Annotated in this window: 17 protein-coding genes and 2 tRNA genes; 10 read left to right on the top strand and 9 right to left on the bottom strand. The window is 70.9% G+C overall.

Translation table 11 applies throughout. The annotated features are described in order from the left end of the window. Nucleotides 1-55: 55 nt before the first annotated feature. The 4 genes from JD78_RS02875 to JD78_RS02890 all read right to left on the bottom strand — a co-directional run bounded on the left by JD78_RS02875 (nt 56) and on the right by JD78_RS02890 (nt 4607). Complete coding sequence (locus tag JD78_RS02875) at nt 56-718, bottom strand: response regulator transcription factor (RefSeq protein WP_153360629.1); 663 nt, start codon at nt 716-718, stop codon at nt 56-58. After that, the gene (locus JD78_RS02880) at nt 715-1893 is read right to left on the bottom strand and encodes a sensor histidine kinase (protein ID WP_153360631.1); all 1179 of its coding nucleotides are present in this window, start codon (nt 1891-1893) and stop codon (nt 715-717) included. The genes JD78_RS02875 and JD78_RS02880 overlap by 4 nt, the downstream gene beginning before the upstream one ends. Beyond that, nucleotides 1890-2270 (bottom strand): sensor histidine kinase, encoded by a 381-nt coding sequence (locus JD78_RS02885; protein ID WP_153360633.1) that lies wholly within the window; start codon nt 2268-2270, stop codon nt 1890-1892. The genes JD78_RS02880 and JD78_RS02885 overlap by 4 nt, the downstream gene beginning before the upstream one ends. Nucleotides 2271-2462: 192 nt before the next feature. Next, on the bottom strand, nt 2463-4607 hold the full coding sequence (locus JD78_RS02890) for an MMPL family transporter (RefSeq protein WP_208103966.1): 2145 nt from the start codon (nt 4605-4607) through the stop codon (nt 2463-2465). A gap of 367 nt (nt 4608-4974) precedes the next feature. Here JD78_RS02890 and JD78_RS02895 point away from each other — a divergent pair, with 367 nt between their 5' ends. Further along, nucleotides 4975-6609: a methyl-accepting chemotaxis protein gene (locus JD78_RS02895; RefSeq protein ID WP_208103967.1), complete on the top strand. Its 1635-nt coding sequence runs from the start codon at nt 4975-4977 to the stop codon at nt 6607-6609. Between the two features lie 63 nt (nt 6610-6672). Here JD78_RS02895 and JD78_RS02900 read toward each other — a convergent pair whose 3' ends face one another. Next, a complete protein-coding gene (locus JD78_RS02900) occupies nt 6673-7227 on the bottom strand; it encodes a TetR/AcrR family transcriptional regulator (RefSeq protein ID WP_153360637.1) in 555 nt (184 codons plus the stop codon). A 53-nt stretch (nt 7228-7280) separates the two neighbouring features. On the opposite strand from JD78_RS02900, the gene JD78_RS02905 reads away from it, so the two are divergent. The 3 genes from JD78_RS02905 (at nt 7281) to JD78_RS02915 (ending at nt 10797) form a co-directional block, all read left to right on the top strand. Then, nucleotides 7281-8933 (top strand): FAD-binding protein, encoded by a 1653-nt coding sequence (locus JD78_RS02905; RefSeq protein WP_208103968.1) that lies wholly within the window; start codon nt 7281-7283, stop codon nt 8931-8933. A gap of 73 nt (nt 8934-9006) precedes the next feature. Further along, a complete protein-coding gene (locus JD78_RS02910; RefSeq protein WP_228395177.1) occupies nt 9007-9570 on the top strand; it encodes a MarR family winged helix-turn-helix transcriptional regulator in 564 nt (187 codons plus the stop codon). A 258-nt stretch (nt 9571-9828) separates the two neighbouring features. Next, the gene (locus JD78_RS02915) at nt 9829-10797 is read left to right on the top strand and encodes a phospholipase D-like domain-containing protein (protein WP_153360639.1); all 969 of its coding nucleotides are present in this window, start codon (nt 9829-9831) and stop codon (nt 10795-10797) included. A 35-nt stretch (nt 10798-10832) separates the two neighbouring features. Here the strand turns inward: JD78_RS02915 and JD78_RS02920 are convergent, their stop codons facing one another. After that, nucleotides 10833-11345 carry a hypothetical protein gene (locus JD78_RS02920; protein ID WP_153360641.1) on the bottom strand — a complete coding sequence of 171 codons (513 nt, stop codon included), beginning with the start codon at nt 11343-11345 and terminating at the stop codon, nt 10833-10835. Between the two features lie 1194 nt (nt 11346-12539). Here JD78_RS02920 and JD78_RS02925 point away from each other — a divergent pair. Further along, entirely contained in the window at nt 12540-17342 is a 4803-nt protein-coding gene (locus JD78_RS02925) for a DEAD/DEAH box helicase (protein ID WP_153360643.1), read from the top strand. Between the two features lie 308 nt (nt 17343-17650). On the opposite strand, the gene JD78_RS02930 is transcribed toward JD78_RS02925, so the two are convergent. Further along, nucleotides 17651-17724 (bottom strand) — tRNA-Gly (locus JD78_RS02930). A gap of 76 nt (nt 17725-17800) precedes the next feature. On the opposite strand from JD78_RS02930, the gene JD78_RS02935 reads away from it, so the two are divergent. The 5 genes from JD78_RS02935 (at nt 17801) to clpX (ending at nt 22599) form a co-directional block, all read left to right on the top strand. Further along, nucleotides 17801-17874 (top strand) — tRNA-Pro (locus JD78_RS02935). Between the two features lie 95 nt (nt 17875-17969). Next, nucleotides 17970-19415 carry a trigger factor gene (gene tig, locus JD78_RS02940; protein ID WP_153360645.1) on the top strand — a complete coding sequence of 482 codons (1446 nt, stop codon included), beginning with the start codon at nt 17970-17972 and terminating at the stop codon, nt 19413-19415. Nucleotides 19416-19709: 294 nt separating this feature from the next. Beyond that, the gene (locus JD78_RS02945; RefSeq protein WP_438861314.1) at nt 19710-20351 is read left to right on the top strand and encodes an ATP-dependent Clp protease proteolytic subunit; all 642 of its coding nucleotides are present in this window, start codon (nt 19710-19712) and stop codon (nt 20349-20351) included. 17 nt (nt 20352-20368) lie between these two features. After that, on the top strand, nt 20369-21007 hold the full coding sequence (locus JD78_RS02950) for an ATP-dependent Clp protease proteolytic subunit (RefSeq protein WP_153360647.1): 639 nt from the start codon (nt 20369-20371) through the stop codon (nt 21005-21007). A 317-nt stretch (nt 21008-21324) separates the two neighbouring features. Then, nucleotides 21325-22599, top strand: coding sequence for an ATP-dependent Clp protease ATP-binding subunit ClpX (gene clpX / locus JD78_RS02955; protein WP_153360649.1), 1275 nt, complete (start codon nt 21325-21327; stop codon nt 22597-22599). A 103-nt stretch (nt 22600-22702) separates the two neighbouring features. Here clpX and JD78_RS02960 read toward each other — a convergent pair whose 3' ends face one another. Further along, complete coding sequence (locus JD78_RS02960) at nt 22703-23617, bottom strand: DUF559 domain-containing protein (RefSeq protein ID WP_153360651.1); 915 nt, start codon at nt 23615-23617, stop codon at nt 22703-22705. Nucleotides 23618-23757: 140 nt separating this feature from the next. After that, a complete protein-coding gene (valS, locus tag JD78_RS02965; RefSeq protein WP_153360653.1) occupies nt 23758-26343 on the bottom strand; it encodes a valine--tRNA ligase in 2586 nt (861 codons plus the stop codon). Nucleotides 26344-26357 lie beyond the last annotated feature (14 nt).

The raw sequence follows: 26357 nt of genomic DNA on the forward strand, positions 1-26357 counted from the left end.
GCAGGCGGCCACCACCCCGAGGTCGCCACGTCATCGACGCGTCAGGGCGGGCGCACTAGTCCGGGCGTATCCCGGCGCGGATGGCGAACGCGACCAGCTGCGCCCGGTCCCGGGCAGCCACCTTGGTCATCGCCCGGTTGGCATGGGTCTTGACGGTGAACGGGGAGAGGCAGAAGCGTTCGGCGATCTCGGCGGCGTCGAGGCCGGCGGTGAGCGCGCTCACGACCTCCCTCTCCCGGGGGGTGAGCTCGGCGAACCGGGCGGCCAGCGCCGGGTCGACGTCGACCGCCCGCTGCTGCACGACGTGCTCGACGACGGCGCTGACCGCGCTGGGGGAAAGCGCCCGGTCACCGGCGGCCACGGACACGATGGCGTCGGTCAGCTCGGTCGGGCCGGCGCCCTTGCTGAGGAAGCCGTCGGCGCCGGCCCGCAGTGCCTGCAGCACGTTCTCGTCCTGGTCGAAGGTGGTCAGCACCAGGATCCGCAGCCGCTCGGCTGGCCGGGTGAGCCGGATCCGCCGGGTGGCCTCGACCCCGTCGATGCCGGGCATCCGGATGTCCATCAGGACCACGTCGGGCCGGGCCTCGTCCAGCTGCCGCAGCACGGCGAGCCCGTCGCCGGCCTCCGCGACGACCTCGAGCTCGGGATGGGCGCCGATGATGGCCCGCAGCCCGGCCCGGATCATCTCCTGGTCGTCGACCAGCATCACCCGGATCACCGCCGCGCCCCCTCGACGACGACGGGCAGCTCGGCGCGGACCAGGAAGCGTCCGCCGTCGGCGGTCACGTCGAGCCGGCCGCCGGCGGCGGAGGCCCGCTCCCGCATCCCGATCAGCCCCTGCCCGGCTCGGTCGACGTCGGACTGCGGTCCGACGTCGTTCACCGCCTCCACGGTGACCGCCGGGCCGACAACGTCGACGGTCAGCCGCACCCGTCCGCGGCCGTACCGCTGGGCGTTGGTCAGCGCCTCCTGGGTGATCCGGTAGGCGGCCGCGCTGGTCTGCGGCGACAGCTCGCGGGACAGGTCGCCGAGCACGGCATCCACCTCCAGGCCCGCATCACGGACCTTCTCCACCAGGTCCGGGATGTCCCGGTGGCTGGCGACCGGACTCGGCGTCGCACCGTCGGTGCCGGTGTGCAGCACTCGGAGGATCTCCTGGGTCTCGGCCAGCAGTGACTTCACGCTGCCTCGGGCGGCGGCGAGGTGTTCCCGGGCGGGCACGGCCGATGCGGGCAGCTGCACCTCCGCCGCACCCAGGTGCATGCTCACCACGGCGATCTCGTGGCCGAGGGTGTCGTGCAGGTCCCGGGCGATCCGCAGCCGCTCCTCCGCGACGCTGCGCGCCACGGCGGCGTCCCGGCCGGCGACCGCCTCGTGGGTCCGGCCCTGCAGCGCCGCCCAGTACTCCCGCTGCCCCCGGATGGCGCTCCCAGTGGCCGCCGCCGCGAGGGCTGCCGCCCCGGCGATCCAGGCGATCGGGTCGCCTGCGCCGAAGGTGCCCGCGGCGAGGCCGACAGCAAGGAGGTTCGCGATCCCGACCACCGGTCCGCTCAGCAGACCGGAGAGGCCGCGCAGGGTGAGCAGGAACGTCCCGAACACCGCGATTTGCCACATCAGGAGCGGCTCTGCCCCGGCAGCGTGGGCGACCAGGGGTCCGGCGGCCAGCAGTCCGAGGCCGGCCTGCGGCCAGCGGTGGCCCAGGACGACGCCGGCGGTGCTGATCAGCAGGGCCGTCAGGCCGCCGGGACCGTGTTCGTCGAAAGGCACGGTGACGAGGCCGGCCACGATGGTTGCACCGATGAGGACCGGGGCGCCGAACTCCAGCAACCGGGGGTGACGCATCCACAGCGGGGGGCGCGGCATGCCCCCCGCGATGGAGGAGGACCCGGTCACCGGTCGATCCTCGCACCGGCCGGGTCGCTGCCACGTCCGACAGGCGGCAGTGCACCGTGACCGTCGCCTACGGGCAGCGTCGCGGCGACCAGGAACCCACCGGCCGGCGGGGTGTCGAGCCGCCAGACCCCGTCCGCCACCAGTACCCGGTCGCGGGAGTGGCGGAAGCACTCGTCGATGGACGGCGCCGTTTGCGGCTCGCGCCCGCCGTCGGCCACCCCGCTCACCACGAGCACGTCGAGGTGCTGGGCCGACCAGGTGAGAGACAGCGAGAGGGCTGCACCGGGGGCCCGTGCGGTGGCGACGGCCAGCGTCTCCTGAGCGAGCTGCTGGATCGCGAGCTCGCTGTGGGTGGACAGCGGTCGGCCCTCGCCCACCACCGAGATGCGCAGGGCGGCGCCGCCCGCGCGAAACCGGGCCAGCAGACCGCTGAGCGACTTGAGCCCGAGTTACTCCGACGGCGACGCTTCGGGCAGCACGGGGGTCCTCTCGAGGAGCACGGGTGGAGACGGGGCGGTGGCCGGCCCGGCCGCAGCATGCAACCGGGCCGGCGATCGGAGGGGTCGAGGTCAGCCTCGGCCGGCGGTCTCGAGTTCCGGGACCGCCGGGTGCTCGGCCGGCGTGGCCGGCCCACCCTCGACGGACACCCGGGGGGTGATCCGCTCGGCCCAACGCGGATACCACCAGGTGCGGGCGCCCATGCGGTGCAGGAGCGCGGGCACCAGCACCAGCCGGACGAGGAAGGCGTCGACCAGGACGGCTGCGCCCATGCCCACCCCCAGCTCGGCGATGATCCGCTCGCCGGAGAACCCGAAGGCGGCGAACACACAGGCCATGATCACCGCGGCCGTGGCAATCACCCGACCGGTCTCGGCCATCCCTACGCGGACGGCACGGTGGTGGTCGCGGGTGTGCGCCCACTCCTCGTGCATCCGGCTGACCAGGAAGACCTGGTAGTCCATCGACAGCCCGAAGACGATGCCGACCACCATCACCGCCACGAACGGCTCTACCGGCGCCGCCGAGCCCACTCCGAACAGGGTCGAGCCCCAGCCGAACTGGAAGACCGCGGTGACGATGCCCAGGCCGGCGGCGATGGACAGCAGGTTGGTGACGGCGCCGATCAGCGGCACCAGCACGCTGCGGAAGGCCAGCGCCAGCAGCACGAAGCCCAGCACGGCGATGATCGCCAGGTAGACCGGTAGTTTCGAGGTCAGCGCCTGGGCGAAGTCGATGCCGCTGGCGGTGCTGCCGCCGACGTACACCTGCAGACCGGTGTCCTCCTCGGCGGCCGGGACCACGTCCTCGCGCAGCGCGGTGACCAGGTCGGCGGTCTCCTCGGCCTGCGCGGTGGACGACGGGGTCACGGTGATGACGCCGATCTCCTGCCCGGCGGCCGGCGGTGCCGCGCTCACCGCGGCCACGTCCTCGACGGCGGACAGCTGCTCGGCGAGGGCGGTGAAGGCGGTGCGCGAGTCGTCGTCGGGGGTCTGCCCGACCAGCAGCAGCTGGGCGTCGAACCCGGCGCCGAAGCCCTCGCTCATCACCTGGTGGTACTGCTGCGTCGCCGAGTCCGCCGGGTCACTGCTGGCATCGGCGGAGCCCAGCCGCATGCTGAGCGCGGGCGCGGCGAGCAGCACGACCAGGGCGGCCGCGGCGACGCCCAGGACGGCGGGACGGCGCTGGACGGCGGTGGCCCAGCGGCTCCACAGGCGTCCGCCGGGCTCGGAGACCGGCTCACCGGCGGCCAGGGCGCGGCGCTGGCGGCGGCCCAGCACGCGGTTGCCCAGCACGGCGAGCAACGCAGGCAGCAGGGTCAGCGCGGACACCACGGTGAGCAGCACGGTGACCGCCGCACCCAGCGCCATGCCGGTGAGGATGCCGATGTCCAGCACGGTCATGCCCAGCAGCGCGACCACGACCGTGGCACCGGCGAAGACGACGGCCCGGCCCGAGGTGGTGACCGCCTGGGTGATCGACTCCCGCAGCGGCGACCCCGACAGCAGCGCCTTGCGGTGCCGGTTGACGATGAACAGCGCGTAGTCGATGCCCACACCGAGACCGACGAGCGAGCCCATGGACATCGCGTAGCTGGGCAGGTCGACGACGTTGGAGCCGAGCAGGATGACCAGCGCCGCGATGCCGACCCCGGCCACGCCGGTGACGATCGGCAGCACGGCCGCCCACACCGACCGGAACACCAGCAGCAGGATCACCAGCGCGCAGAGCACCCCGATGACCTCGGCCGGTCCGCCGGCGCTGAACCCAGGGTCGAAGGCGGACCCGCCGGTCACGGCGACCAGGGTCTCGCTGTCGAGGGAGTCGGCGAGGGCGGTGATCCGCGCGGTGTCGGCGTCCTCGGTCAGAGCCAGCGTCGCGTAGGCGACGTCACCGCCGGGGGAGACCTGTGCGGCGCCGGCGGGGTCGTAGGGGCTGACCACCGACTCGACCCCGGGTACGGCGGCGATCCGCTTCAGCACGTCCTGCACCTGGGCGACCACGGTGGGGTCGGTGACCGGGACGCCGTCGGTCTGCCAGACCAGGTTGCCGGCGTCGGTGCCGCCGTCCTCTGGGTTCGCCCCGGCCTGGGCGAGCAGGTCGTAGGCGGCGCTGGACTCGCTGCTGGGCAGGTCGGTGGAGTCGGTGAACGTCGACCCGATCCCCCCGACCGCCCCGCCGAGACCGACGAACGCGACCAACCACAGGGCGAGCACGACGAACCGTCGTCGCGCACACCATCGAGCAAGAGCAGACACAGCGGGTCCTCCGGGATCGGTCGGGCAACTGCAGTGAGCCTCGGTCGTCGGACCTGCCCGGACGTCGTCCCCGCGGATCGATGTGGGCTACTGCGATCGCAGCAGTGCCCCACCGGCGGAACGGCTGGTGCCATGGCGTCGCACTCGCACGAGGTGGGGGACCGCGGGAGCGACGGCGGCCCCGCGCGCACGCCGGTGGGCCTGGCCCCACGCCTGTGACAGGGGGTTGCCATCAGTTGTCTCGACGCTCGACGCGAGACCGGCGGCGTCCCACCGATGACCAGGGCGACAGCCCGCATGGAGCGGGCCGACCCTGGGAGCAGGCATGGACACCAGCACGGAGAGCGCACCGGAGACCGACGTCCGGACGCGGCCGGACCGCCCGTCCCTCGCGGCACGGGTCGGGCTGCGCGGGCGGCTGCTGATGGCCATCCTGCTGGTGGCGCTGACCACCCTGACGGTGGGGGTGGTGGGCATCCAGCGGATGTCCGTGCTCAGCGACAAGGCCGACCAGGTCTACAGCGAGGGTGCCGTGCCGCTGGACACCCTGCGCACCCTGCAGGCTCGGTGGTGGCAGCTGCAGAGCTACAACAACCTGCTCGGCATCACCGGCCTGCCGCAGAGCCTGGCCGGCCCGGCCGCCCAGAACGTCGCGGACATGACGGTCGCGTTGGAGGAGGGGATCGCGGAGCTGCAGGATGCGCCGCTGTCGCCGGCGGCCCGGACGTCGTTCGAGGCGTTCGTGGCGTCGACCTCGCAGTGGCTGGACATGCGTGGCCAGCTGCAGACGGTCACCGACGTCCGGGCGCGGTTGGCGCTGGCGACCGAGCTGTCGGAGGTGCAGGCGGCCATCTCCACGGCCATCGAGGAGGCCACGGCCGCGGCGAGCGCGTCGGCGGCGGCGACGGCGGAGGAGGCCGAGGATGCCTATGCCTCGGCGCGGGCCGTCACCGTGGCGATCATCGCCGTCGGGCTGCTGGTCTCGGTCGTGCTGGCGACGCTCGTGCTGCGGTCGGTGATGCGCCCCGTGCGGCGGGTGCGGGAGGTGCTGGAGCTGGTGGCCGCCGGCGACCTGAGCGTGCGCGCCGGGGAGACCGGTGGCGCCGAGCTCGGTGAGGTCGCCCGGTCGCTGGACGCCACCCTCGACTCGCTGACCGGGGTCCTCACCTTGGTCAGCGGGTCCGCCGACCGGCTGGCCGACGCATCGCAGGCGCTCACCATCGGTGCGAAGGGCATGGCCGCCAGTGCGCGGACCGCCACTGGGCAGGCCGACGTCGTGGTGGCCTCGGCCGGTGAAGTGGCGGCCAGCGTGGACACCGTGGCGACGGGCTCGCAGCAGATGGAGGCGGCGATCCGGGAGATCAGCCAGAACGCCAGCGAGGCGTCGCGAGTGGCGAACCAGGCGGTGAGCGTGGCGGAGACGACGACGCGCACGGTGGGCAAGCTGGGTGACTCGTCGCAGGAGATCGGCAACGTGGTCAAGACGATCACCTCGATCGCGGAGCAGACGAACCTGCTGGCGCTGAACGCCACCATCGAGGCCGCTCGCGCCGGTGAGGCCGGCAAGGGCTTCGCCGTGGTGGCCAACGAGGTCAAGGAACTGGCGCAGGAGACCGCGCGGGCGACGGAGGACATCGCCCGGCGGGTGGAGGCCATCCAGGGCGACACCGCCGGTGCGGTCGACGCCATCGGCGAGATCTCGTCCGTGATCGCCCAGATCAACGACTTCCAGGCCACGATCGCCGCCGCGGTGGAGGAGCAGACCGCCACCACGAACGAGATGAACCGCAACGTCGCAGAGGCAGCGACCAGCTCGCGCAGCATCGCCACCGCGATCACCGGCCTCGCCGCGGGCACGCAGCAGACCAACGAGGGCGTCGCCGAGGCGCAGCGCTCGGCGGCCGAGCTGGCCCGGATGAGCGACGAGCTGCAGGAGGCCGTCCGCCGCTTCACCATCTGACCGGCGGGCTCCGGCCCATCGCCGCCAGCACCTGCCGGGTCCGGGGGTGCTGGCGGCGCTGCGTCAGGGGAGGGGCAGCAGGGCGCGCACGCGTTCGACGGCGGGGGCGACCTCGCTGGGATCGGTGGTGGTGACCACCACCCCGAAGACCATCCGCCACGCCAGCAGGACGTCGTCCGGGGTCAGCCCGGCGTCCACGGAGCCCGACTCCTGCGCCCGCGGCAGGGTGGCCCCGACCAGCTCCAGAAGCCGGAGGTTGCCGCGGTAACCCGGCAGGTCCTCCCGGGCGTCCAACGCCATCTCCACGAACGCTGACGACTCGACCGTCAGCTCCACCAACCGGTCCCACAGCTGGGCGAAGGCGCCGGGCCCGGGGTCGGCGGCAGCGGCTGCCAGCTCGGTGAAGTTGTCCTCGAAGACGGCGAGGGCCAGGTCCAGCCGGGTGGGGAAGTGGCGGTACAGCACCCCCTGGCTCACCCCCGCCTCGCGCACGATCGTGCTGAGCGGTACGCGGTAGCCGCGCTCGGCCATCACCCGGCGTGCCGCCACGAGGATCGCTCGGCGGTTGTCGACGGCCGCCGCAGGACCACGGTTGACGGCGCCACCACGTATGGCCATGCTCACACCCTAAGCATCCGGACAACCTTGTCCGGTGGGAGGGGAGCCACTGCATGACCATGGCGGGCGGAGCGACGCAGGACGAGACCTTCGACGTGGTGGTGGTGGGCAGCGGGGCTGCCGCGTTCGCCACCGCGCTCGGGGCGGTCGACGAGGGGCTCAGCGCGGTGCTGCTGGAGAGCACCGACAAGTGGGGTGGCAGCACGGCGATGTCCGGGGGTGGCATGTGGCTGCCGGACAACCCCCTCATGGCCCGCGACGGGGTGGGGGACTCCCGGGAGGAGGCACTGACCTACCTCGCGGCGACGGTGGGCGAGGAGGGGGCGGCCGCTTCCTGGGCGCGGCAGGAGGCCTTCGTCGACGGAGTGGCGGACTTCGTCACGACGGCCGAGCGGCACGGCATGCGCTTCGCCCGCGCCACCGACTACCCCGACTACTACCCGGAGCGCCCGGGCGGCAAGGTCGGGCGCTCGATGGAGGTCGAGCCGCTGGACTCCAAGGCCATCGGGGACTGGTGGCGCACCCTGCGCAACGCGGTGCCCCTGCCGGCCAAGACCGACGACGTGTGGCTGCTCGGCCGGGCCTGGTCGACGCCGGGCGGGTTCGTCCGTGGTGCGCAGTTCGTCTTCCGGGCGCTCGGCGGGATGCTGCGCGGCCAGCGGCTGGCCGGCATCGGCGTCGGCCTGGCCACCTCGTTCTGCCAGGCCGTGGTGGTGAACGGGCGGGTGCCGCTGCGGCTCAACTCGGCCGTGGAGGACCTGGTCGTCGAGGACGATCGCGTGGTCGGCGTCCAGATCACCCGCGACGGCCGGGCAGTGACCATCCGCGCCCGGCGGGGCGTGATGCTGGCCGGCGGCGGGTTCGAGCACAACGTCGACTGGCGACAGAAGCACCACGGCATCGACGGTGCGCCCTCGGGCAACCCGGGCAACGTCGGGGGGCCCATCGCGATCGCCCAGCGAGCCGGCGCGGCCGTGGAGCTGATGGACGAGGCGTGGTGGGGCGGGTCGATCGCACCGCTTCCGGGCTCCTCACCAGCCTTCATCGTGGGCGAGCGCTCGATGCCGTACTCGATCATGCTCGACGCGGACGGGGATCGGTTCGCCAACGAGTCCGAGTCCTACGTCGACCTCGGTCACCACATGCTCGCCCACGACAAGGACGGCCCGTACTGGCTCGTCGCCGACGCCCGGCACGCCCGCCGGTACCTGCGGACCTTCGCCCTGGACCCGCGGGCCAACAGGGCGATGCGCAAGGCCGGCATCATGGTCAAAGCCGACAGCGTCGACGAGCTCGCCCGCGGGCTGGGGGTGCAGCCGGATCGCCTGCGCGCCACCCTCGAGCGGTTCAACGGCTACGCGCGCGCCGGCAAGGACGGCGACTTCGGCCGGGGCGACTCCGCCTACGACCGCTACTACGGCGACCCGACCGTCCGGCCCAACCCGTGTCTCGGCCCGCTGGAGAAGGCGCCCTTCACCGCGTTCAAGGTGGTGATCGGCGATCTGGGCACCAAGGGCGGGGTGGTCACCGACGGCGACGGTCGGGCGCTGCGCGAGGACGGCTCGGTCATCGACGGCCTGTACTCGGCGGGCAACAACTCCGCCTCCGTGATGGGCCGTACCTACCCCGGGCCAGGCTCGACCATCGGGCCGGCTGTGGTGTTCGGCATGCGCGCCGCCCGGCACATGGCCCGCTCCGGCGGCTGATCCGCCGGTGAGACCCGCCGGGAGCCGTGCACCTACCGGGTGCGCCGGTCCTGGCGCAACGACAGGAGATCGCGTGACCGCTGCACCTGACCGTGGCTTCGAGGCAGATGATCGTCCCAACAGCTCCCGTCGGTCCGTCCGGACGGACGTGGACGGGGTTCCTGGCTGCGTCACGGACCCGGAGCTGGCTGCCTTCGCCGCCCTGGAGCGGGAGGTGACGCTCCTCCTGCGTCGCTCGCGAACGGTGCAGGGTCGGTTGGGCGGGCAGGTGCACGGCGGCCTGGACGGTGCCGTCTACGCCTTGTTGCTGCTACTGGACGACGCGGGGCCATTGCGGGCCGCTGACCTCGTCGTCCGGCTCGGCATGGATAAGAGTGCAGTGAGCCGGCAGGTGGCCTCCTTGGTCGAGCTCGGGCTCGTCGAACGGACAGTGGACCAGGAGGACGGACGGGCTCAGGTCCTCTCGACGTCCGCGGAGGGGCACCGTCGGCTGAGCCGGATCCGGGCCGCGCGGCGGGCGCGTTGGGAGGCAGACCTGAGCGGCTGGGAAGTCGAGGACGTGGCCGCGCTGGCCGCGCTGTTGGAACGCCTCAACCAGCTGGGTGCGGTGCACGAAGTGGAGTCCGCCGCGAGGTGAGCGCGCGGGACTGCCGCTGGTTCCGCGGGCCGAGTAGCTGGTGGCGGTGCTCGTTCGGTCCCAGGCTGATGATCGGGTGCTGGGTGAGCTGGTGGGGGGAGCAGGACAGCGTCCTCGAAGGGGACGTGGGCTCCCCGCAGGCAGCTGGCGGAGGCGCGAGAGGCCCTGCGAAGGGCGGTTCGCCGGGCGAGGTGGCAGTTTCAGGGCGGCGTGCACGATCCGCTGCGGGCGGGCCCGGGACGGCGGCAGACTGCGCTGATGGCCGCGCCTGGGGACGTCCTGCCGGAGATGCGCGCCGGGCTGGAGTTGCTCGTCGCTGGGGCGGCGGCGCGGGTCGACCTGTGCAGCCCGTTCCTGAGCGGCGGGACGGCGCTGTGGCTGGCCGCGGCGGCGGCGGCCAGCCCGGCGGAGTGGACGTTGCTGACGAGGCTGGACGCGGTGTCGGCCGCGGGCGGCTTCCTGTCCGTGCCGGGGCTGCGGGCGCTCCGCGACGCGGGCGTGCGGCTGCTCCACGCCGACCGGCTCCACGCGAAGGTGTTCCTCGCGGACGGGGTGTCGGGTCTGCTCGGGTCGGGGAATCTGACAGCGTCCGGGCTCGGGGAGCCGACCAAGCCGAACCTGGAGCTCGGGGTCGCCCTCGACGCCGCGCAGGCCGCAGTCGCCGACGGGGTCCTCTTGGGGTGGCGCGCGGCGGCGAGGCCGATCACGTCGTCGATGCTCGACGAGTGCGAGAAGCAGGCGAAGGGCCTTCGGGTGCCCGCGCCGCGGCTGCCGGGCGGCGAGTCCGCGGACGACGTCGAGGCGGTCCTCGCGGAGGGGCTCGCGGCGAAGCAGGTCTGGATCAAGGCGCTGTACGCGGACGCCGCCGAGGCGGACCGGCCCTGGTCGCCGGGCGACTGGATCGCAAGCCCTGCGGTCCGCCGTCCTTCGTTCGCCGTCGGCGATTTGCTCCTGGTCTACGCGTCGTACGCCCGGGTCTGCAACGCTGTCATCCGCGTCGTGGCACCGACCCGGCTTGACCCGTCGTTCGCCGTCGCGCAGGGCACGCCGCAGGACGAGGCCGACCGCTGGCCGTGGATCACGCCGGTCGAGCCCGTGCTCCAGGTGCCCGCGGCCGACGGCGTCCCGCTGCAGCGGCTCGGGCTGACAGGGCAGTCGCTGCAGAACGGGCACACGCGGATGCCCGTCGGCGGGCTCGCGGCGGCCCTGCGGCACATGCGTCCCTAACCGTCGACGACGCCGCCGGAGCAGCGACGGAAGGTCTAGGCGCCGGCGGCCGGCGCCGGCGCGGCGAGCCGTCGCAGGAGCGGGCCCGGCTCGACGCCTTGCGACTCCGCTGCGGCGAAGACGAGCGCGGCGACGGCTCGCAGCGCGTCGTGGACCGCGACCTCGTAGTGCGTCGCGTCGCTCTCGCCCTTGCGGCGCGTCAGGAGAAGGAGCGTCTCCGGGGAGCTCCAGATCGGCGTCCAGCCGAACGGGCCGTCGGAGCCGTCGGTGGACCGCTGCAGCCTGCCGGTGCCCGTGGCGTACTCGTCGAAGTGGGTCACCATGTCGCGGACGTTCTTGAGGTCCGGCGCCCTGCGCAGGCACTCCGCGACGGCCGGGTGGTCCCGCCCGAGGAGTCGGGTCGCGCCGACGACGGCGTTCTGCAGCGCGATCACGCACATCATCCCGTCGACCTCCCCGTCGACGTCCCTGCCCCGCGCCGCGGAGGCGTGCCCGTCCGCGGCGACGAGGAAGGCGTGGGAGTAACCCAGCAGCGTCCTTACGCTCATGACCCGAGCCTGCCAGGCCCCACCGCACGCACCGCGCCCCGCGGTCAGAGATCGGGGCCGCGCCCAGGCCAGCAGAGCCGCCGGACCAACTCCTCGTCGTGACGGACGGGCCCGACGACGTCGCGGTCACGCAGGAACGCCAGCATCTCGTCGACATGGTCCCTGTCGATGTGCTCCCCCCGCGCCGTGTGCACCGTAGCCCTCAACCGGGAGGCCCGCTCCCTGTCCCGCCCCGGGTTCAGTGGAGGCTCGGAACTAACGCAGTGACGGTCGCCGTCGCGGTGTGGTGCCGGTCGAAGAGGTCCTCCTGTTCGGCCGAGGGGCAAGGCCGATCTCGCCGCCAAGCCGCGGACTTCTCACCCAGCCGACCTCTTGGCTAGACGTGTCCTGACCGTCACTTTGACCTGTCAATGGCTCGCCCCGGCGTACTAGCTTCCGACGCTGCGCCCGGCTCTCGGTTCAGTGCGCTTGACAGGCTGGCGGCTTTCCTGGGACGTCAACGCAGAACGGGGCCGTTGGGCGACGACGTCCACAACCCGATGGCGGTAGCGGCCACCGGTAACGTGCCCGGTAACAGGGAATGCTCGAGCTGCGTGCCACTCGCGACCTCGCCCACGACGACCTCGCCGAAGCCGGCGGGGAGGACAGCCCGAGGTGGTCCTCCCTTGCGTCAACATCAACCCGGCTGCGGACCGACCGCCTGATCACCGGGCTGAGCCGCCCACCCACGACTCCACGCGGGCCCGGGTCGTCCACCCGCCAGCCACCTCTTCAGCCAGCGGTGGTTGCAGTTCTGGTTGCAGTTGCGCTGAATCCGTAGCTGTTCGCCCTTATTCGCCGCTGTGTTGAGAGGCGCCAAACCTGCTGTTCAGAGGGCCGTTTTGGACGCCGGCCGACGACCACGAACGCGATCATGACGGCCTGGCAGTGTCGGGGTCGGGAGTTCGAGCCGGCAGCCCCTCTGATCAAGTCGCGGCCGTAGGCCGCTTTCGAGCGCCCGCCGATCGCGGTAGACACGTCAAGTAGCCCAGCACCACGTGTTGCAGCGCCTCAGATGACGGGTTGGACGAGGTGGTTGTCAACCGTAGGTCAACATCGATGGACGCGGGTCAGTCGATCTTGAGCCCTGCGAGGGGGAGACTCGTCCGGGCGGGGCAACCCTGTCCCGACGCGCTGTCGGGCAAGATGCGAAGCGTGACGGGGACCATCCACACTGTCCTGGACCGACTTCGCAGCGAAGCGCTGGACGAGCGGGACAAGGGCAGCAAGTTCGAGCGACTGATCAGGGCCTACCTGACCTCCGACCCCGAGTGGAAGTCGCGGTTCTCCGACGTCTGGCTGTGGTCGGACTGGCCCGAGCGCGCCGGCCGGCCGGACACCGGCATCGACCTGGTCGCGGCGAACGCCGACGACGGCGGGCTCACCGCCATCCAGTGCAAGTTCTACGCACCGGGTCGCACGGTCGCCAAGGCCGACATCGACTCGTTCGTCTCCGCCTCCGCCTCCGCCCAGTTCACCAAGCGGATCGTGTTCGACACGGCAGCGGGCTGGTCGTCCAACGCCGAGGAGACGCTGGCGGGGGGAGTGGCTCAGCGCGTCGACATCGGCTACCTCGCCGACGCCGCCATCGACTGGGACCAGTTCTCCTGGACGACGCCGGAAATCGTCGTCCCGACGGGCAAGAAGGCGCTGCGCCCACACCAGCAGAAGGCGCTGGACGACGTACGTGCCGGGCTCATCGAACACGACCGTGGCCAGCTGGTGATGGCCTGCGGCACCGGAAAGACCTTCACCAGCCTGCGGATCGCCGAGGAGCTCGCCGGTGCGGGTCGTAACGTGTTGTTCCTCGTCCCGAGCATCCAGTTGCTGTCGCAGAGCCTGCGGGAGTGGATGGCCAACGCCGAGGTCGACATCCGGGCGCTGGCCGTCTGCTCCGACGTCAAGGTGGGCCGGCGGGCGGTGTCCGACGACGCGGACCAGCTGCCGATCGACCTGACAGAACCCGCCTCCACCGACCCGCAGACGCTGCTGACCCGTTTCCAGGCCGGCACGGCTGACGGGCGGATGCGGGTGGTGTTCTCCACCTACCAGTCCATCGACGTGGTGACCCGCGCCCAGGAGCTCGGCCTACCCAACTTCGACCTCGTGATCTGCGACGAGGCGCATCGAACCACCGGGGTCACCCTCGCCGAGTCCGACGAGTCGGCCTTCGTCCGGGTGCACGACGCCGATGCGCTGAAGGCGACCAAGCGGCTGTACATGACCGCAACTCCCCGGGTGTTCGGCGAGGAGGTCAAGCGCAAGGCCACCGACGCCGACGCGGTGCTGGCCGACATGGGGAACGAGGCGGTATTCGGGCCGGAGCTGCACCGGCTCGGCTTCGGGCAGGCGGTGGAGGCCGATCTGCTCACCGACTACAAGGTGCTGGTGCTGGCGGTCGACGAGAAGTACGTCGCGGAGAACTTCCAGCAGGCCATGGCGCACTCCGGCGAGATCCAGCTCGATCAGGCGGCGAAGCTGATCGGCTGCTGGAACGGCCTGGCCAAAAACTTCGGCCCGACGTCGGCCGATGGGGATGTGCCGGCGGCCGTTACGGCGCCGATGCGGACAGCGGTCGCCTTCGCCCAGCACATCAAGGCGTCCAAGGCCGCAGCTGCCGCGTTCCCCGACCTCGCCGACCGGGCGCTGATCGACGCACCCGAGGGCCGCCCCCGGCTGCGCGTCCAGGCCGCGCATGTCGACGGCACGATGGGCGTGCACGAGCGCAACGCTCATCTGGCGTGGCTCCGGGAGCCCGCACCCGACGGCGTGTGCCGCGTGCTCACCAACGCCCGCTGTCTTTCCGAAGGCGTGGACGTGCCGTCGCTGGACGCGGTTCTCTTCCTCACCCCGCGCGGCTCGCAGGTCGACGTCGTCCAGTCGGTCGGGCGGGTGATGCGCAAGTCGCCGGGCAAGGAACTGGGGTACATCGTGCTGCCGGTGGTGGTGCCCACCGGTGTCGCGCCGGAGGAGGCGCTGCGGGACAACGAGCGCTACAAGGTGGTCTGGCAGGTGCTGCAGGCGCTGCGCAGCCACGACGACCGGTTCTCCGCGCTGGTCAACCAGATCGAGCTGAACAAGCACAAACCCGACAAGATCGAGATCGTCTCGATCACCGGTCCCACCGACGGCGACGGCGTCTCCGTGCCGGATCCCGATCAGCCGGCGAAGAAGGGCACCGAGCAGTTGCTCATGGAGTTCCCGGCCGACCAGTTCCGGGACGCGATGTACGCGCGGATCGTCGACAAGGTCGGCGAGCGACGCTACTGGGAGTCCTGGGCGAAGGACATCGCCGACATCGCCGCCGCGCACGTCACGCGCATCAAGGGCCTGCTCGCCACGCCCGGGGCGGCAGCGACCGAGTTCGAGCACTTCGTCGCGGGGCTGCGCGGCAACCTGAACGATTCGATCACCGACGACGCCGCGATCGACATGCTGGCCCAGCACCTCATTACCCGGCCGGTGTTCGAGGCGCTGTTCGCGCACTCCAGCTTCCTGGCCGGCAACCCGGTCGCCCGAGTCATGGAGAACATGCTCGCGGTGCTCGACGAGCACGCATTGGAGAGCGAGAACGAGACCCTCGAGGGCTTCTACGACACCGTGCGCAAGCGGGTCGCCGGGGTGGACAACGCCGCCGGCAAGCAGCGGGTGCTCGTTGAGCTCTACGACAAGTTCTTCGCCACCGCATTCCCGAAGACAGTGGCCAAACTCGGCATCGTCTACACGCCGGTGGAGATCGTCGACTTCATCCTGCGCTCGGCCGACGAGGTGATGCGGGCCGAGTTCGGCCAGGGGCTCACCGACGAGGGCGTGCACGTCCTCGACCCGTTCACAGGTACTGGCACGTTCCTGGTGCGGCTGTTGCAGAGCGGGCTGATCGAGCCGCACGATCTGGCCCGCAAGTACGCAAACGAGCTGCACGCCAACGAGATCCTGCTGCTGGCCTACTACATCGCGGCGGCGAACATCGAGACGACGTACGAGGAACTGGAGGGGGCGCCGCAGCCGTTCCCCGGTCTCGTGCTGACCGACAGCTTCCAGTCGTGGGAGGACGGCGACCAGCAGGACATCGACGTCATGCCAGAGAACAACGATCGCCTGGAACGGCAAAAGCAGCTGCCGATCCAGGTGATCGTCGGCAACCCGCCGTACTCGGTCGGGCAGGAATCGGGCAACGACGCCAACCAGAATGAGAAGTACCCGACCCTCGACGGCGAGATCGAGCGCACCTACGTCGCCCGATCGACTGCCACGTCAAAGCGGACGCTCTACGACTCATATATTCGGGCTATCCGATGGGCGACTCTACGCATCCAGGACCGTGGCATCGTCGCCTTCGTCACCAACGGCGGCTTTCTAGACTCCAACGCCGCAGACGGCATGCGACAGACCTTGGCCGAGGAATTTTCAACCATCCATGTCTTCAACCTGCGGGGCAACCGTCGGCAGGGCGGCGCCGAGGGGCGACCTATTTGGGAGGCGTTCGCCAAGGGGTCCGGTGGCTCTATTGCCACCATTGCCATCATCGTGCTGGTCAAGCAACCGGATTCAACGGGGCCAGCAACGATCTACTACTCGCAGGTCGGCGACTTCACCACTGCCTCCGAGAAGGTGGCGGAAATAGTTTCGGCGGGCAGCCTCGGTGGTCTCGCGCCAGTCGCGATAACGCCTAACGAACACGGCGACTGGCTCTCCCAGCGCCGCGACGACTTCCACACCTTCTTCCCGCTTGCCGCCAAGGGCGGGACGGGCGCCATCTTCGGGTTAACATCGCTGGGACTTGCGACGGGGCGTGACGTGTGGGCGTACAACAGTTCGCGTCGCCGCCTGGCCGACAACATCGGAAGGCTCGCCGAAACGTTCAATCGGGAAGTTGCTCTCCGAGAGATGGACCCAGCTCGGACTCCACTCCGAGATGCGACATTGATTAGCTGGAACCGCAATCTCGAGCAGGACTTGAAAAGAGGGCGCCGGATTGATCTGGCGCCGGAGGCTGCAATCCGGCGGTCTCAGTACCGCCCCTTCACTCGCCAGTGGGTATATTATCAGCGCGCCGTTAATGCGATGCAGTACCGCCTCGACGCGCTATTTCCGCAGTCAGGACTCAGCAACGCCGGGTTTTCGCTGACCGGCCCGTCGTCGCATTACGAATTCTGCACGATGGCCGCCGGGGAGTTGCCCGACCTGCACCTGTTGGATTCTGGCCAGTTCTTCCCGCGGTGGCGGTACGACAAGGTTGACGACTCCGGGATGTTCGACATCCACCAGGGAGAAGTTGTCGACGGCTACCGGCGGATCGACAACATCACCGACGAGGCGCTGACCGCTTTCACCGCTGCCTACCCGGGCGAATCGATCAGCAAGGACGACGTCTTCGACTACGTCTATGGCCTACTGCACTCGCCGGAGTACCGGGAGACGTACGCGGCGGACCTGAAGAAGATGCTGCCGCGTATCCCGTTCGCCAAGGATTTTCGCGCCTTCGCCGACGCAGGTAAGCAGCTGGCCGAGCTGCACCTGGGCTACGAGACCGTCGAGCCGTACCCGCTGGACGGGCTCGATGCCGCCGGCCCGGGTGGCGATGCGGACTACCCCTTCTACGCCGTCCGGAACAAGAAGATGGCCTTCGGCAAGCCGACCGCGGAGCAGAAGGCCGCTGGTCTGCGGGCTGACCGGTCGGTGATCCAGTACAACGACCGGATCACCCTGCGCGGCGTCCCAGAGGAGGCGTACCGGTACACGTTGGGAAGCCGGTCGGCCATCGAGTGGATCATCGATCGCTACTGGGTGAAGACCGACAAGGCGTCGGGCATCGTCAACGACCCCAATGACTGGTCCCGCGAAATCGGCGATCCGCGCTACATCGTCGACCTGCTGGCACGCATCGTCACGGTCTCCGTTGAGACGGTCAGGTTGGTGGACTCGCTGCCCCCGCTTGATGTCCGCCACGATGCGTGAACGACAGGGGACGGTCAGGCCGCGATCACGGTGCGCCGGCCGCTCCTGATGCGGCACAGGCCAGCCACGAGACGACGCTTGGCGGTCCATGCACAGCGTCGCTCGTCGGCTGGCTGCCCCGTGCCCCTGCAGCTGCGGAGCTGCACGACGTCAAGGTCATTCACGGCCGGGCGCGTGCCTTATCCGTGCCTTAAGCACCGGCCAAAGCCGGTGGTCAGCGGTCAGCAGGGGTCAGCACCGTTAAGGCACGGGAGCGGCGCAAAGTCCGCGCTGAGCTGCGCAGACGGGCATACGCGCTGGTCAGGAGATGGAGCGGGTGACCGGGATCGAACCGGCATGGCCAGCTTGGAAGGCTGGGGCTCTACCATTGAGCTACACCCGCATGCGTACCGCCGCAGCCTATCCCGTGCCCGCGCGGCGCCGTCCGCAGGCCGTCGGCCTAGACTCGCCGGTGGCCACGGGGTGTAGCGCAGCTTGGTAGCGCACCTGCTTTGGGAGCAGGGGGCCGCAGGTTCAAATCCTGTCACCCCGACACCGCCGCGAGGTCTGGAAGACTCGCGGGCACGATCGGCCGCCGTCCCCACGGCGGTCGCGCCCATCGCCGTCGTACCCGAGGAGCACGCCGCTGTGAAGAGCACCATCGAGAACCTGGGCCCGACCCGGGTCCGGCTCGCGATCGAGGTGCCGTGGAGCGACCTGGACCACGCCTTCGGCGAGGTCTACAAGGAGCTGCGCAACCAGGTCCGCATCCCGGGCTTCCGTCCCGGCAAGGTGCCCAACCGCGTGATCGACCAGCGGGTCGGCCGCCCGGTCGTGCTGGAGCAGGTCGTCCAGCACGCCGTCCCGGAGGTCTACTCCGAGGCGGTCCGGGAGAACCAGGTGCGCGTGATCGCCCAGCCCGAGGTCGAGGTCACCCGCCTGGAGGACGGCGAGCTGCTGGCCTTCACCGCGGAGGTCGACGTCGCCCCCACCCTCGAGCTGCCCGCCCTGGACTCCCTCGCGGTCACCGTCGACGACGTCGAGGTCACCGACGAGGAGATCGAGCAGCAGATCTCCGTCATGCGCGAGCGGTTCGCCACCCTCACCGGTGTCGAGCGGGCCGCCGAGGACGGCGACTACGTCTCCATCGACCTGGAGGCGACGCTCGACGGCGAGGTGCTCGAGGACGGCAGCACCACCGGCATGTCCTACGAGGTCGGCTCCGGCAACCTGATGAACGGCCTGGACGAGGCCGTCCGCGGGCTGTCCACCGACGAGAGCGCCACCTTCACCACCCCGCTGCTCAACGGCCCGGACGCCGGCAAGGAGGCCGAGGTCACCGTCACGGTGCGCTCGGTCAAGGCCAAGGAGCTGCCGGAGCTGGACGACGAGTTCGCCTCGATCGCCAGCGAGTTCGACACCCTGGCCGAGCTGCAGGACGACGTCCGCACCCGGCTGTCGCGCACCAAGGTGCTGCAGCAGGGCGCCCAGGCCCGCGACAAGCTGGTCGAGCACCTGATCGAGTCGACCGAGGTCCCGGTGCCGGAGAAGCTGGTCGAGCAGGAGCTGACCTTCCGTGCCCAGTCGATGGAGCGCGAGCTGCTCCAGGCGGGCATGGACTGGGACGCCTACTTCTCCGCCGCCGGCATCGAGGGCGGCCGCGAGGCCTACGACGCCGAGATGCGCGAGAACGTGGAGAAGGCGGTCAAGACCCAGTTCCTGCTGGACTCGATCGCCGACTCCCGTGAGGTCACCGTCGACAACGAGGACCTGTCGGCGCAGATCATGGCCCAGGCCCAGCGCAACCGGGTGAGCCCGGAGCAGTACGCCCAGCAGCTGCAGCAGGGCAACAACATCGCCGAGTTCGTCGCCGACGTCCGCCGCACCAAGGCGCTTGCCCAGCTGCTCGAGCAGACGACGATCACCGACGCGTCGGGCAACACGGTCGACCTCGAGGCGCTGCGCCCGAAGACGGTTTCCGCTGACGAGGCCGGCGCCGAGGCGGCCGACGAGGCTGCCGACACCGCCGACGGTTCCGTGACCCCGGCCGAGGCCGGCGTCGACGACGCCGAGGGCAGCACCGCCAAGGCCTGACCGCCACCGTTCCGACAGCGCCGCCCGCACCCCGCTCCGGGATGCGGGCGGCGCTGTCGTTCCCGGGCGGTCGTCCCGGGCCGTCCCCGGACCGCGCTGCGCCCACGGCGAACACCGGCCCGCGCCGGGAGGAACGCGTCGGGGGTGCGCGTTAGGGTCGACGTGACACCGAGGCGGTCATCGCGGGACCACCGGCCGACACCCGTCGGCGGGGGCCGCGACCGCACCGAGACCACCGACCCACCCGTTCCACGAGACCGACTGCACCGCAGTCCTACGGAGGTCACCGCACCCGTGAGCACCACTGACCCGAACCTGGCGAGCATGCCGCTGCTGCGTGCGGCCGCCGGGGGGATGAACCTCAACGACTCGGTCTACGAGCGCCTGCTGCGCGAGCGGATCATCTTCCTGGGCAGCCAGGTGGACGACGTGATCGCCAACCAGCTCGCCGCGCAGATGCTGCTGCTGTCCGCCGAGGACCCCACCCGCGACATCCACCTGTACATCAACTCGCCCGGTGGCTCGGTGACCGCCGGCATGGCGATCTTCGACACCATGCAGTTCATCGACTGCGACGTCGCCACCTACGCCATGGGCCTGGCCGCCTCGATGGGCCAGTTCCTGCTCACCGCCGGCACCAAGGGCAAGCGTTACTCGCTGCCGCACACCCGGATCCTGATGCACCAGCCCTCGGCCGGCGTCGGCGGCACCGCCTCCGACATCGCCATCCAGGCCGAGCTGTTCCGCAACACCAAGCAGCAGCTCAACGAGCTGCAGGCGCAGTTCACCGGGCAGACGGTGGAGCAGATCGAGAAGGACTCCGACCGCGACCGCTGGTTCACCGCGCAGGAGGCCCTCGAGTACGGCTTCGTCGACCACGTGGTGACCCGGGCCTCCAGCACGACGCAGACCGACAACCCGGTCACCGAGAACTGAACGGTCGGAGGACTGACATGAGCGACTTCCAGATGCCTTCGAGCCGGTACATCCTGCCCTCCTTCGTGGAGCGCACGAGTTACGGCATGAAGGAGAGCAACCCGTACAACAAGCTCTTCGAGGAGCGCATCATCTTCCTCGGGGTGCAGGTCGACGACGCGTCCGCGAACGACGTCATGGCCCAGCTGATCACGCTGGAGTCCAACGACCCCGACCGCGACATCACCATGTACATCAACTCGCCCGGTGGCTCGTTCACCGCGCTGACGGCGATCTACGACACGATGATGTTCGTCCGGCCCGACATCCAGACCGTCTGCATGGGCCAGGCCGCGTCCGCGGCCGCCGTCCTGCTGGCGGCCGGGACGCCGGGCAAGCGCCTGGCGCTGCCCTACTCCCGCGTGCTGATCCACCAGCCCTCCGGCGAGGCCGGCGGTCAGGTCACCGACCTGGAGATTCACGCCGCCGAGATCGAGCGCGTGCGCACCCAGATGGAGCAGATCCTGGCGCGGCACACCGGGCAGACCCAGGAGCAGGTCCGCAAGGACATCGACCGGGACAAGATCCTGACGGCCGAGCAGGCCAAGGACTACGGGATCGTGGACCAGGTCATCGCCAGCCGGAAGCTCAACGCACTGCCCCCGATCCCGGCCTGATCGGCGCGGGCCGGGGACGCGCGTGTCGCGTCCCCGGCCCGTACCGTTCACCCCACCGCGAGGCCATCGGCCCGTCGCCGGCGGCGTCGCGGGGGAGCCGGGGCGGGTGTGACGTACCGGACGACCCGGGGGCGTTCCTACCCCGGAACGTCACACCGGCCGGGTAGGTTCAGCGAACGCCCGATCCCCGGTTCGCACCGTTCGGTCAGCACCGCAGGGACATCCGCAGACGCCCACAGATGGGGCGTCGACAGGGCACGACAACGCGTATCCGGGGCAGCCGCAGTGCCGTCCCACTCGAGGTGGAGGTCAGCCAGGTGGCACGTATCGGTGAGAGTGGCGACCTGCTGAAGTGCTCGTTCTGCGGGAAGAGTCAGAAGCAGGTCAAGAAGCTCATCGCTGGCCCCGGGGTCTACATCTGCGACGAGTGCATCGACCTCTGCAACGAGATCATCGAGGAGGAGCTCTCGGAGTCGTCGGACCTCAAGTTCGACGAGCTGCCGAAGCCCAAGGAGATCCACGACTTCCTCGAGCAGTACGTCATCGGCCAGGACAAGGCCAAGCGCACGCTGGCCGTGGCGGTCTACAACCACTACAAGCGGGTGCAGGCCGGCGGTGGCGCGGGCAGCCGTGACGACTCCGTCGAGCTGGCCAAGTCCAACATCCTGCTGATGGGCCCCACCGGGTGCGGCAAGACCCACCTGGCGCAGACCCTGGCCCGGATGCTGAACGTGCCGTTCGCGATCGCCGACGCCACCGCGCTGACCGAGGCCGGTTACGTCGGCGAGGACGTCGAGAACATCCTGCTCAAGCTGATCCAGGCCGCCGACTACGACGTCAAGCGCGCCGAGACCGGCATCATCTACATCGACGAGGTCGACAAGATCGCCCGCAAGAGCGAGAACCCGTCGATCACCCGCGACGTCTCCGGCGAGGGCGTGCAGCAGGCGCTGCTGAAGATCCTCGAGGGGACGACGGCGTCGGTGCCGCCGCAGGGTGGGCGCAAGCACCCGCACCAGGAGTTCATCCAGATCGACACCACCAACGTGCTGTTCATCGTGGGTGGCGCGTTCGCCGGGCTGGACCAGGTCATCGAGGCCCGCACCGGCAAGCAGGGGATCGGCTTCGGCGCCGAGGTCCGCGGTAAGGCCGAGATCGAGGAGGCCAACGCCTTCGCGCAGGTCATGCCGGAGGACCTCATGAAGTTCGGGATGATCCCCGAGTTCATCGGCCGTCTCCCGGTGATCACCAGCGTGCAGAAGCTCGACCGCGAGGCGCTGATCAACATCCTCACCGAGCCGAAGAACGCGCTGGTGCGCCAGTACCGGCGGCTGTTCGAGCTCGACGGCGTGGAGCTGGAGTTCACCGACGACGCCCTCGAGGCGATCGCCGACCAGGCGATCCTGCGGGGAACCGGTGCCCGTGGGCTGCGGGCGATCATGGAGGAGGTCCTCCAGTCGGTCATGTACGACATCCCCAGCCGGGAGGACGTCGCCACCGTCGTCATCACCAAGGACGTCGTGCTGGAGCACGTCAACCCGACGATCGTGCCGCGCAAGCCCAGCCGGGCTCCCCGCGAGAAGAGCGCCTGACCCCAGTCGACGCCGACGGCCCGTTCCCCAGCAGGGGAGCGGGCCGTTGCCGTCTCCGGGGTCGCGCTCCTCATCCGGCCATCAGGAGGCCGCGAGTGGCCGGTCACCGAGCGAGGATCAGCCGCTGCTGGTACACCGCTGCAATCTCGGCCTGGCACTCAGCGGGCTCCCTGGTGAGCCGGGCGTGGCTGAAACGCAGGACGAGCCAGCCGCGTGCGGCGAGTGCGGCGTCCCGCGTGAGGTCGCGCTCCCGCTGCTCCCGGCCGCCATGGAAGGCTGCGCCGTCCAGCTCGATGGCCAGCTTGACGCCCGGCCAGGCAGCATCCAGGTACACCCGCCGCCCGTCGGGCAGTCGCACCCGATACTGCTGGACGCATCCGGGCAGCCCTGGCACCGAGAGCACGTGCAGCACGCCGAAGACCTCCAGCTCGCTCTGGCAGCCGCGCTCGAGCAGCGCGATCAGCTGCACCAGACCGGACCGGCCGGGCAGCTCCGGTCGCCGGTCCAGTTCCAGTCCCAGCGCGGCGGTGCTGATCGCTCGCTCACGCGCCGACCGGAGCAGCGCTGCGCGCGCCTCCGCGATGAGGGCAGGCCCAGCGGACCGGCGGTGTGCGCCCGCCCAGCTGTCCACCAGAGCCCGCGCCAATGTCGTCGCCGGGAGCCCCGAGACGATCAACGAGCGGGGGAGGGCGCCGCGGTGGACGGCCAGCCCCGCGGTGGAGCGGAGGCGACGGTCCGTGCCGACCGTGACGTCCAGTCGCCGCGGCCGATGATCCAGCGCTCCGTGGACGGCGAGGGCGCTGCGGTGGCTCAGCACTCCGCCGGTGTAGCCGACGGCGGCGTGCGCGCGCACCGTCCAGTCATCGGCCCATCCGGGGGCGGTGACCCAGCCGGGGTGCAGGCGCACGAGCCGACCGCCGGCAAGCCACCGGCCCACGCTGCGCGAACTGGCGCGCTCGGTGAGGTCGGCGATGGACGACGTCCGTGTGGGGCCGAGCAGCTCGGGGAGGGCATGCATCAGGACACGATGCGTCTTCGGGGGATCGGCCTCGCCCTTTCGACCCGTACCTGTGGACAGCGCCCAGAGCGTTGCTCCCCACCCGGCCAGGATGGTGCTCGACGTGGCCGGATGGGGAGCGAAGACGCTCCCCGGCTGGGTCAGGCGTCGGGTGACTCGGCGAGGACGACGTCGACCCGCAGGGGGCCCTCACCGGCGACGATCGACAGCTCCGCGATCCGCCCGGCGTCCACCAGGTCGGCCCGGCCGGCCTCGATCGCGGACACCCGGGCTTCCGGCGCGGTCACCGTGGTCGTCGCGACGTCGGCGCGCATGGACGCCTTCGCGTCGGACTTGGCCTTGCGGACCGCCGACAGCACCTCCGCTGCCGCGGTCACCACCGCCGGGTCGCCCTCGGTGGGCAGCTCGGTCGCGGCCGGCCACAGTGCGCGGTGCACCGAGCCGGTCTGCCACCAGGACCAGACCTCCTCGGTGACGAACGGCACCACCGGCGCGAACAGCCGCAGCTGCACCGACAGCGCCACGGCCAGCGTCGCCTGGGCGGAGGTGGCGGCGTCGCCGGTGCCGTAGGCGCGGGACTTCACCAGCTCCACGTAGTCGTCGCAGAAGGACCAGAAGAACGCCTCGGTGACCTCCAGCGCCCGGCTGTAGTTGTAGGCCTCCATCGCCGCGGTGGCCTCGTCGACCACCGACGCCAGCGAGGCGAGCAGCCCCCGGTCGATCGGCTCGGTCACCTGGTCGGCGGTCAGCGCCGTCGAGGCGCCCAGGCCCAGGACGAACTTGCCGACGTTGAGGATCTTCATGGCCAGCCGGCGGCCGACCTTCATCTGCGCCTCGTCGAAGGGCGAGTCCGCGCCTGGCCGCGCCCCGGCCGCGCGCCAGCGGACGGCGTCGGTGCCGTAGCGCTCCAGCACGTCGATCGGGGTGGTGGCGTTGCCCTTGGACTTCGACATCTTCTTGCGGTCGGGGTCGACCACGAAGCCGGAGATCGTCGCGTGCGTGAACGGCACCGTGCCGTGCTCGAAGTGCGCCCGCACGACCGTGGAGAACAGCCAGGTGCGGATGATGTCGTGCGCCTGCGGCCGCTGGTCCATCGGGAAGACGTGCGCGAACAGCTCCGGGTCGGTCTCCCACCCCGACGCCACCTGCGGCGACAGCGACGAGGTGGCCCAGGTGTCCATCACGTCGGGGTCGGCCAGGAAGCCGCCCGGCTTCCCGCGCTGGTCCTCGGTGAAGCCCTCGGGGACGTCGGAGGACGGGTCGACCGGCAGCGCCGACTCCGGCGCCAGGATCGGCGCCGAGTAGTCCGGCTCGCCCTCGGCGTCCAACCGGTACCAGACGGGGAACGGCACGCCGAAGAACCGTTGCCGGCTGATCAGCCAGTCGCCGTTGAGCCCCTCGACCCAGTTCTCGTAGCGGTGCCGCATGTGCTCGGGCACCCACTGGATCTCGCGGCCGCGGGCGAGCAGCGCCTCGCGCAGGTCGGCGTCCCGGCCACCGTTGCGGATGTACCACTGCCGGGTGGTGACGATCTCGAGCGGGCGCTCGCCCTTCTCGAAGAACTTCACCGGGTGGGTGATCGGCTTGGGGTCACCGACCAGGTCGCCGGATTCGCGGAGCAGCTCGACGATCCGCTGCTGCGCGCTGAAGGAGGTCTTGCCGGCCAGCTCGGCGTAGACGTCGGCGGGCACGTCGGCCGGCGGCTCGGCGACGAAGCGGCCGTCCCAGCCGATGACGGCGCGGGTGGGCAGCTGCAGCTCCCGCCACCAGGTGACGTCGTTGAGGTCACCGAAGGTGCAGATCATCGCGATGCCCGAGCCCTTGTCCGGCTCGGCCAGCCGGTGCGCGACCACCGGGACCTCCACACCGAACAGGGGAGTGGTGACGGTCTTCCCGAACAGCGGCTGGTACCGCGCGTCGTCGGGGTGGGCGACCAGGGCGACGCAGGCCGGCAGCAGCTCCGGCCGCGTGGTCTCGATGAACACCGGGCCCTCGGGGCCCGCGAAACCCACGCGGTGGTAGGCGCCGGGGCGCTCCCGGTCCTCCAGCTCCGCCTGTGCGACCGCGGTGCGGAAGGTGACGTCCCAGAGGGTCGGCGCCTCCTGGGCGTAGGCCTCACCGCGGGCCAGGTTGTGCAGGAACATCTTCTGCGCGGTGGCCCGGGAGGACTCCGAGATCGTCCGGTAGACGTTCGACCAGTCGACCGACAGGCCCACGCGCCGCCACAGCTCCTCGAACGCGGCCTCGTCGACGGCGGTCAGCCGCTCGCACAGCTCGACGAAGTTGCGCCGGGAGATCGGCTGCTGGTCCTTGCCCGGCTTCTCCGGCGGCTGGAAGCCGTCGTCGTAGGGGAGCGAGGGGTCGCAGCGCACGCCGTAGTAGTTCTGCACCCGGCGCTCGGTGGGCAGGCCGTTGTCGTCCCAGCCCATCGGGTAGAAGACGTGCTTGCCGCGCATCCGGTGGTACCGCGCGACGATGTCGGTGTGGGTGTAGCTGAACACGTGGCCCACGTGCAGCGACCCGCTCGCGGTGGGCGGCGGGGTGTCGATCGCGTAGGTCTGCGCGCGCGGGGCGGACAGCGCCGCGCTCCGGTCGAAGCCGTAGGTGTCCTGCTCGGCCCAGCGGGCGACCCACGTGGACTCCAGCCCGTCGAGCGTGGGCTTGTCGGGTACACCGACGGACGCTCCCGGAGCCGTGCTGTCCAGGGGGGAGGTGTCGGCTGCCATGACTGGCATCCTAA

The sequence above is a fragment of the Modestobacter roseus genome, from assembly GCF_007994135.1.
Taxonomy (GTDB): Bacteria; Actinomycetota; Actinomycetes; order Mycobacteriales; family Geodermatophilaceae; genus Modestobacter; species Modestobacter roseus.

What these genes read in the sequence shown, in the direction of transcription:
- JD78_RS02895 (WP_208103967.1), top strand. Translation starts at nt 4,975, where the DNA reads ATGGACACCAGCACGGAGAGCGCACCGGAGACCGACGTCCGGACGCGG.
- JD78_RS02950 (WP_153360647.1), top strand. Translation starts at nt 20,369, where the DNA reads ATGAGCGACTTCCAGATGCCTTCGAGCCGGTACATCCTGCCCTCCTTC.
- JD78_RS02905 (WP_208103968.1), top strand. Translation starts at nt 7,281, where the DNA reads ATGACCATGGCGGGCGGAGCGACGCAGGACGAGACCTTCGACGTGGTG.
- JD78_RS02915 (WP_153360639.1), top strand. Translation starts at nt 9,829, where the DNA reads ATGGCCGCGCCTGGGGACGTCCTGCCGGAGATGCGCGCCGGGCTGGAG.
- valS (WP_153360653.1), bottom strand. Translation starts at nt 26,343, where the DNA reads ATGGCAGCCGACACCTCCCCCCTGGACAGCACGGCTCCGGGAGCGTCC.
- JD78_RS02960 (WP_153360651.1), bottom strand. Translation starts at nt 23,617, where the DNA reads ATGCATGCCCTCCCCGAGCTGCTCGGCCCCACACGGACGTCGTCCATC.
- JD78_RS02920 (WP_153360641.1), bottom strand. Translation starts at nt 11,345, where the DNA reads ATGAGCGTAAGGACGCTGCTGGGTTACTCCCACGCCTTCCTCGTCGCC.
- JD78_RS02900 (WP_153360637.1), bottom strand. Translation starts at nt 7,227, where the DNA reads ATGGCCATACGTGGTGGCGCCGTCAACCGTGGTCCTGCGGCGGCCGTC.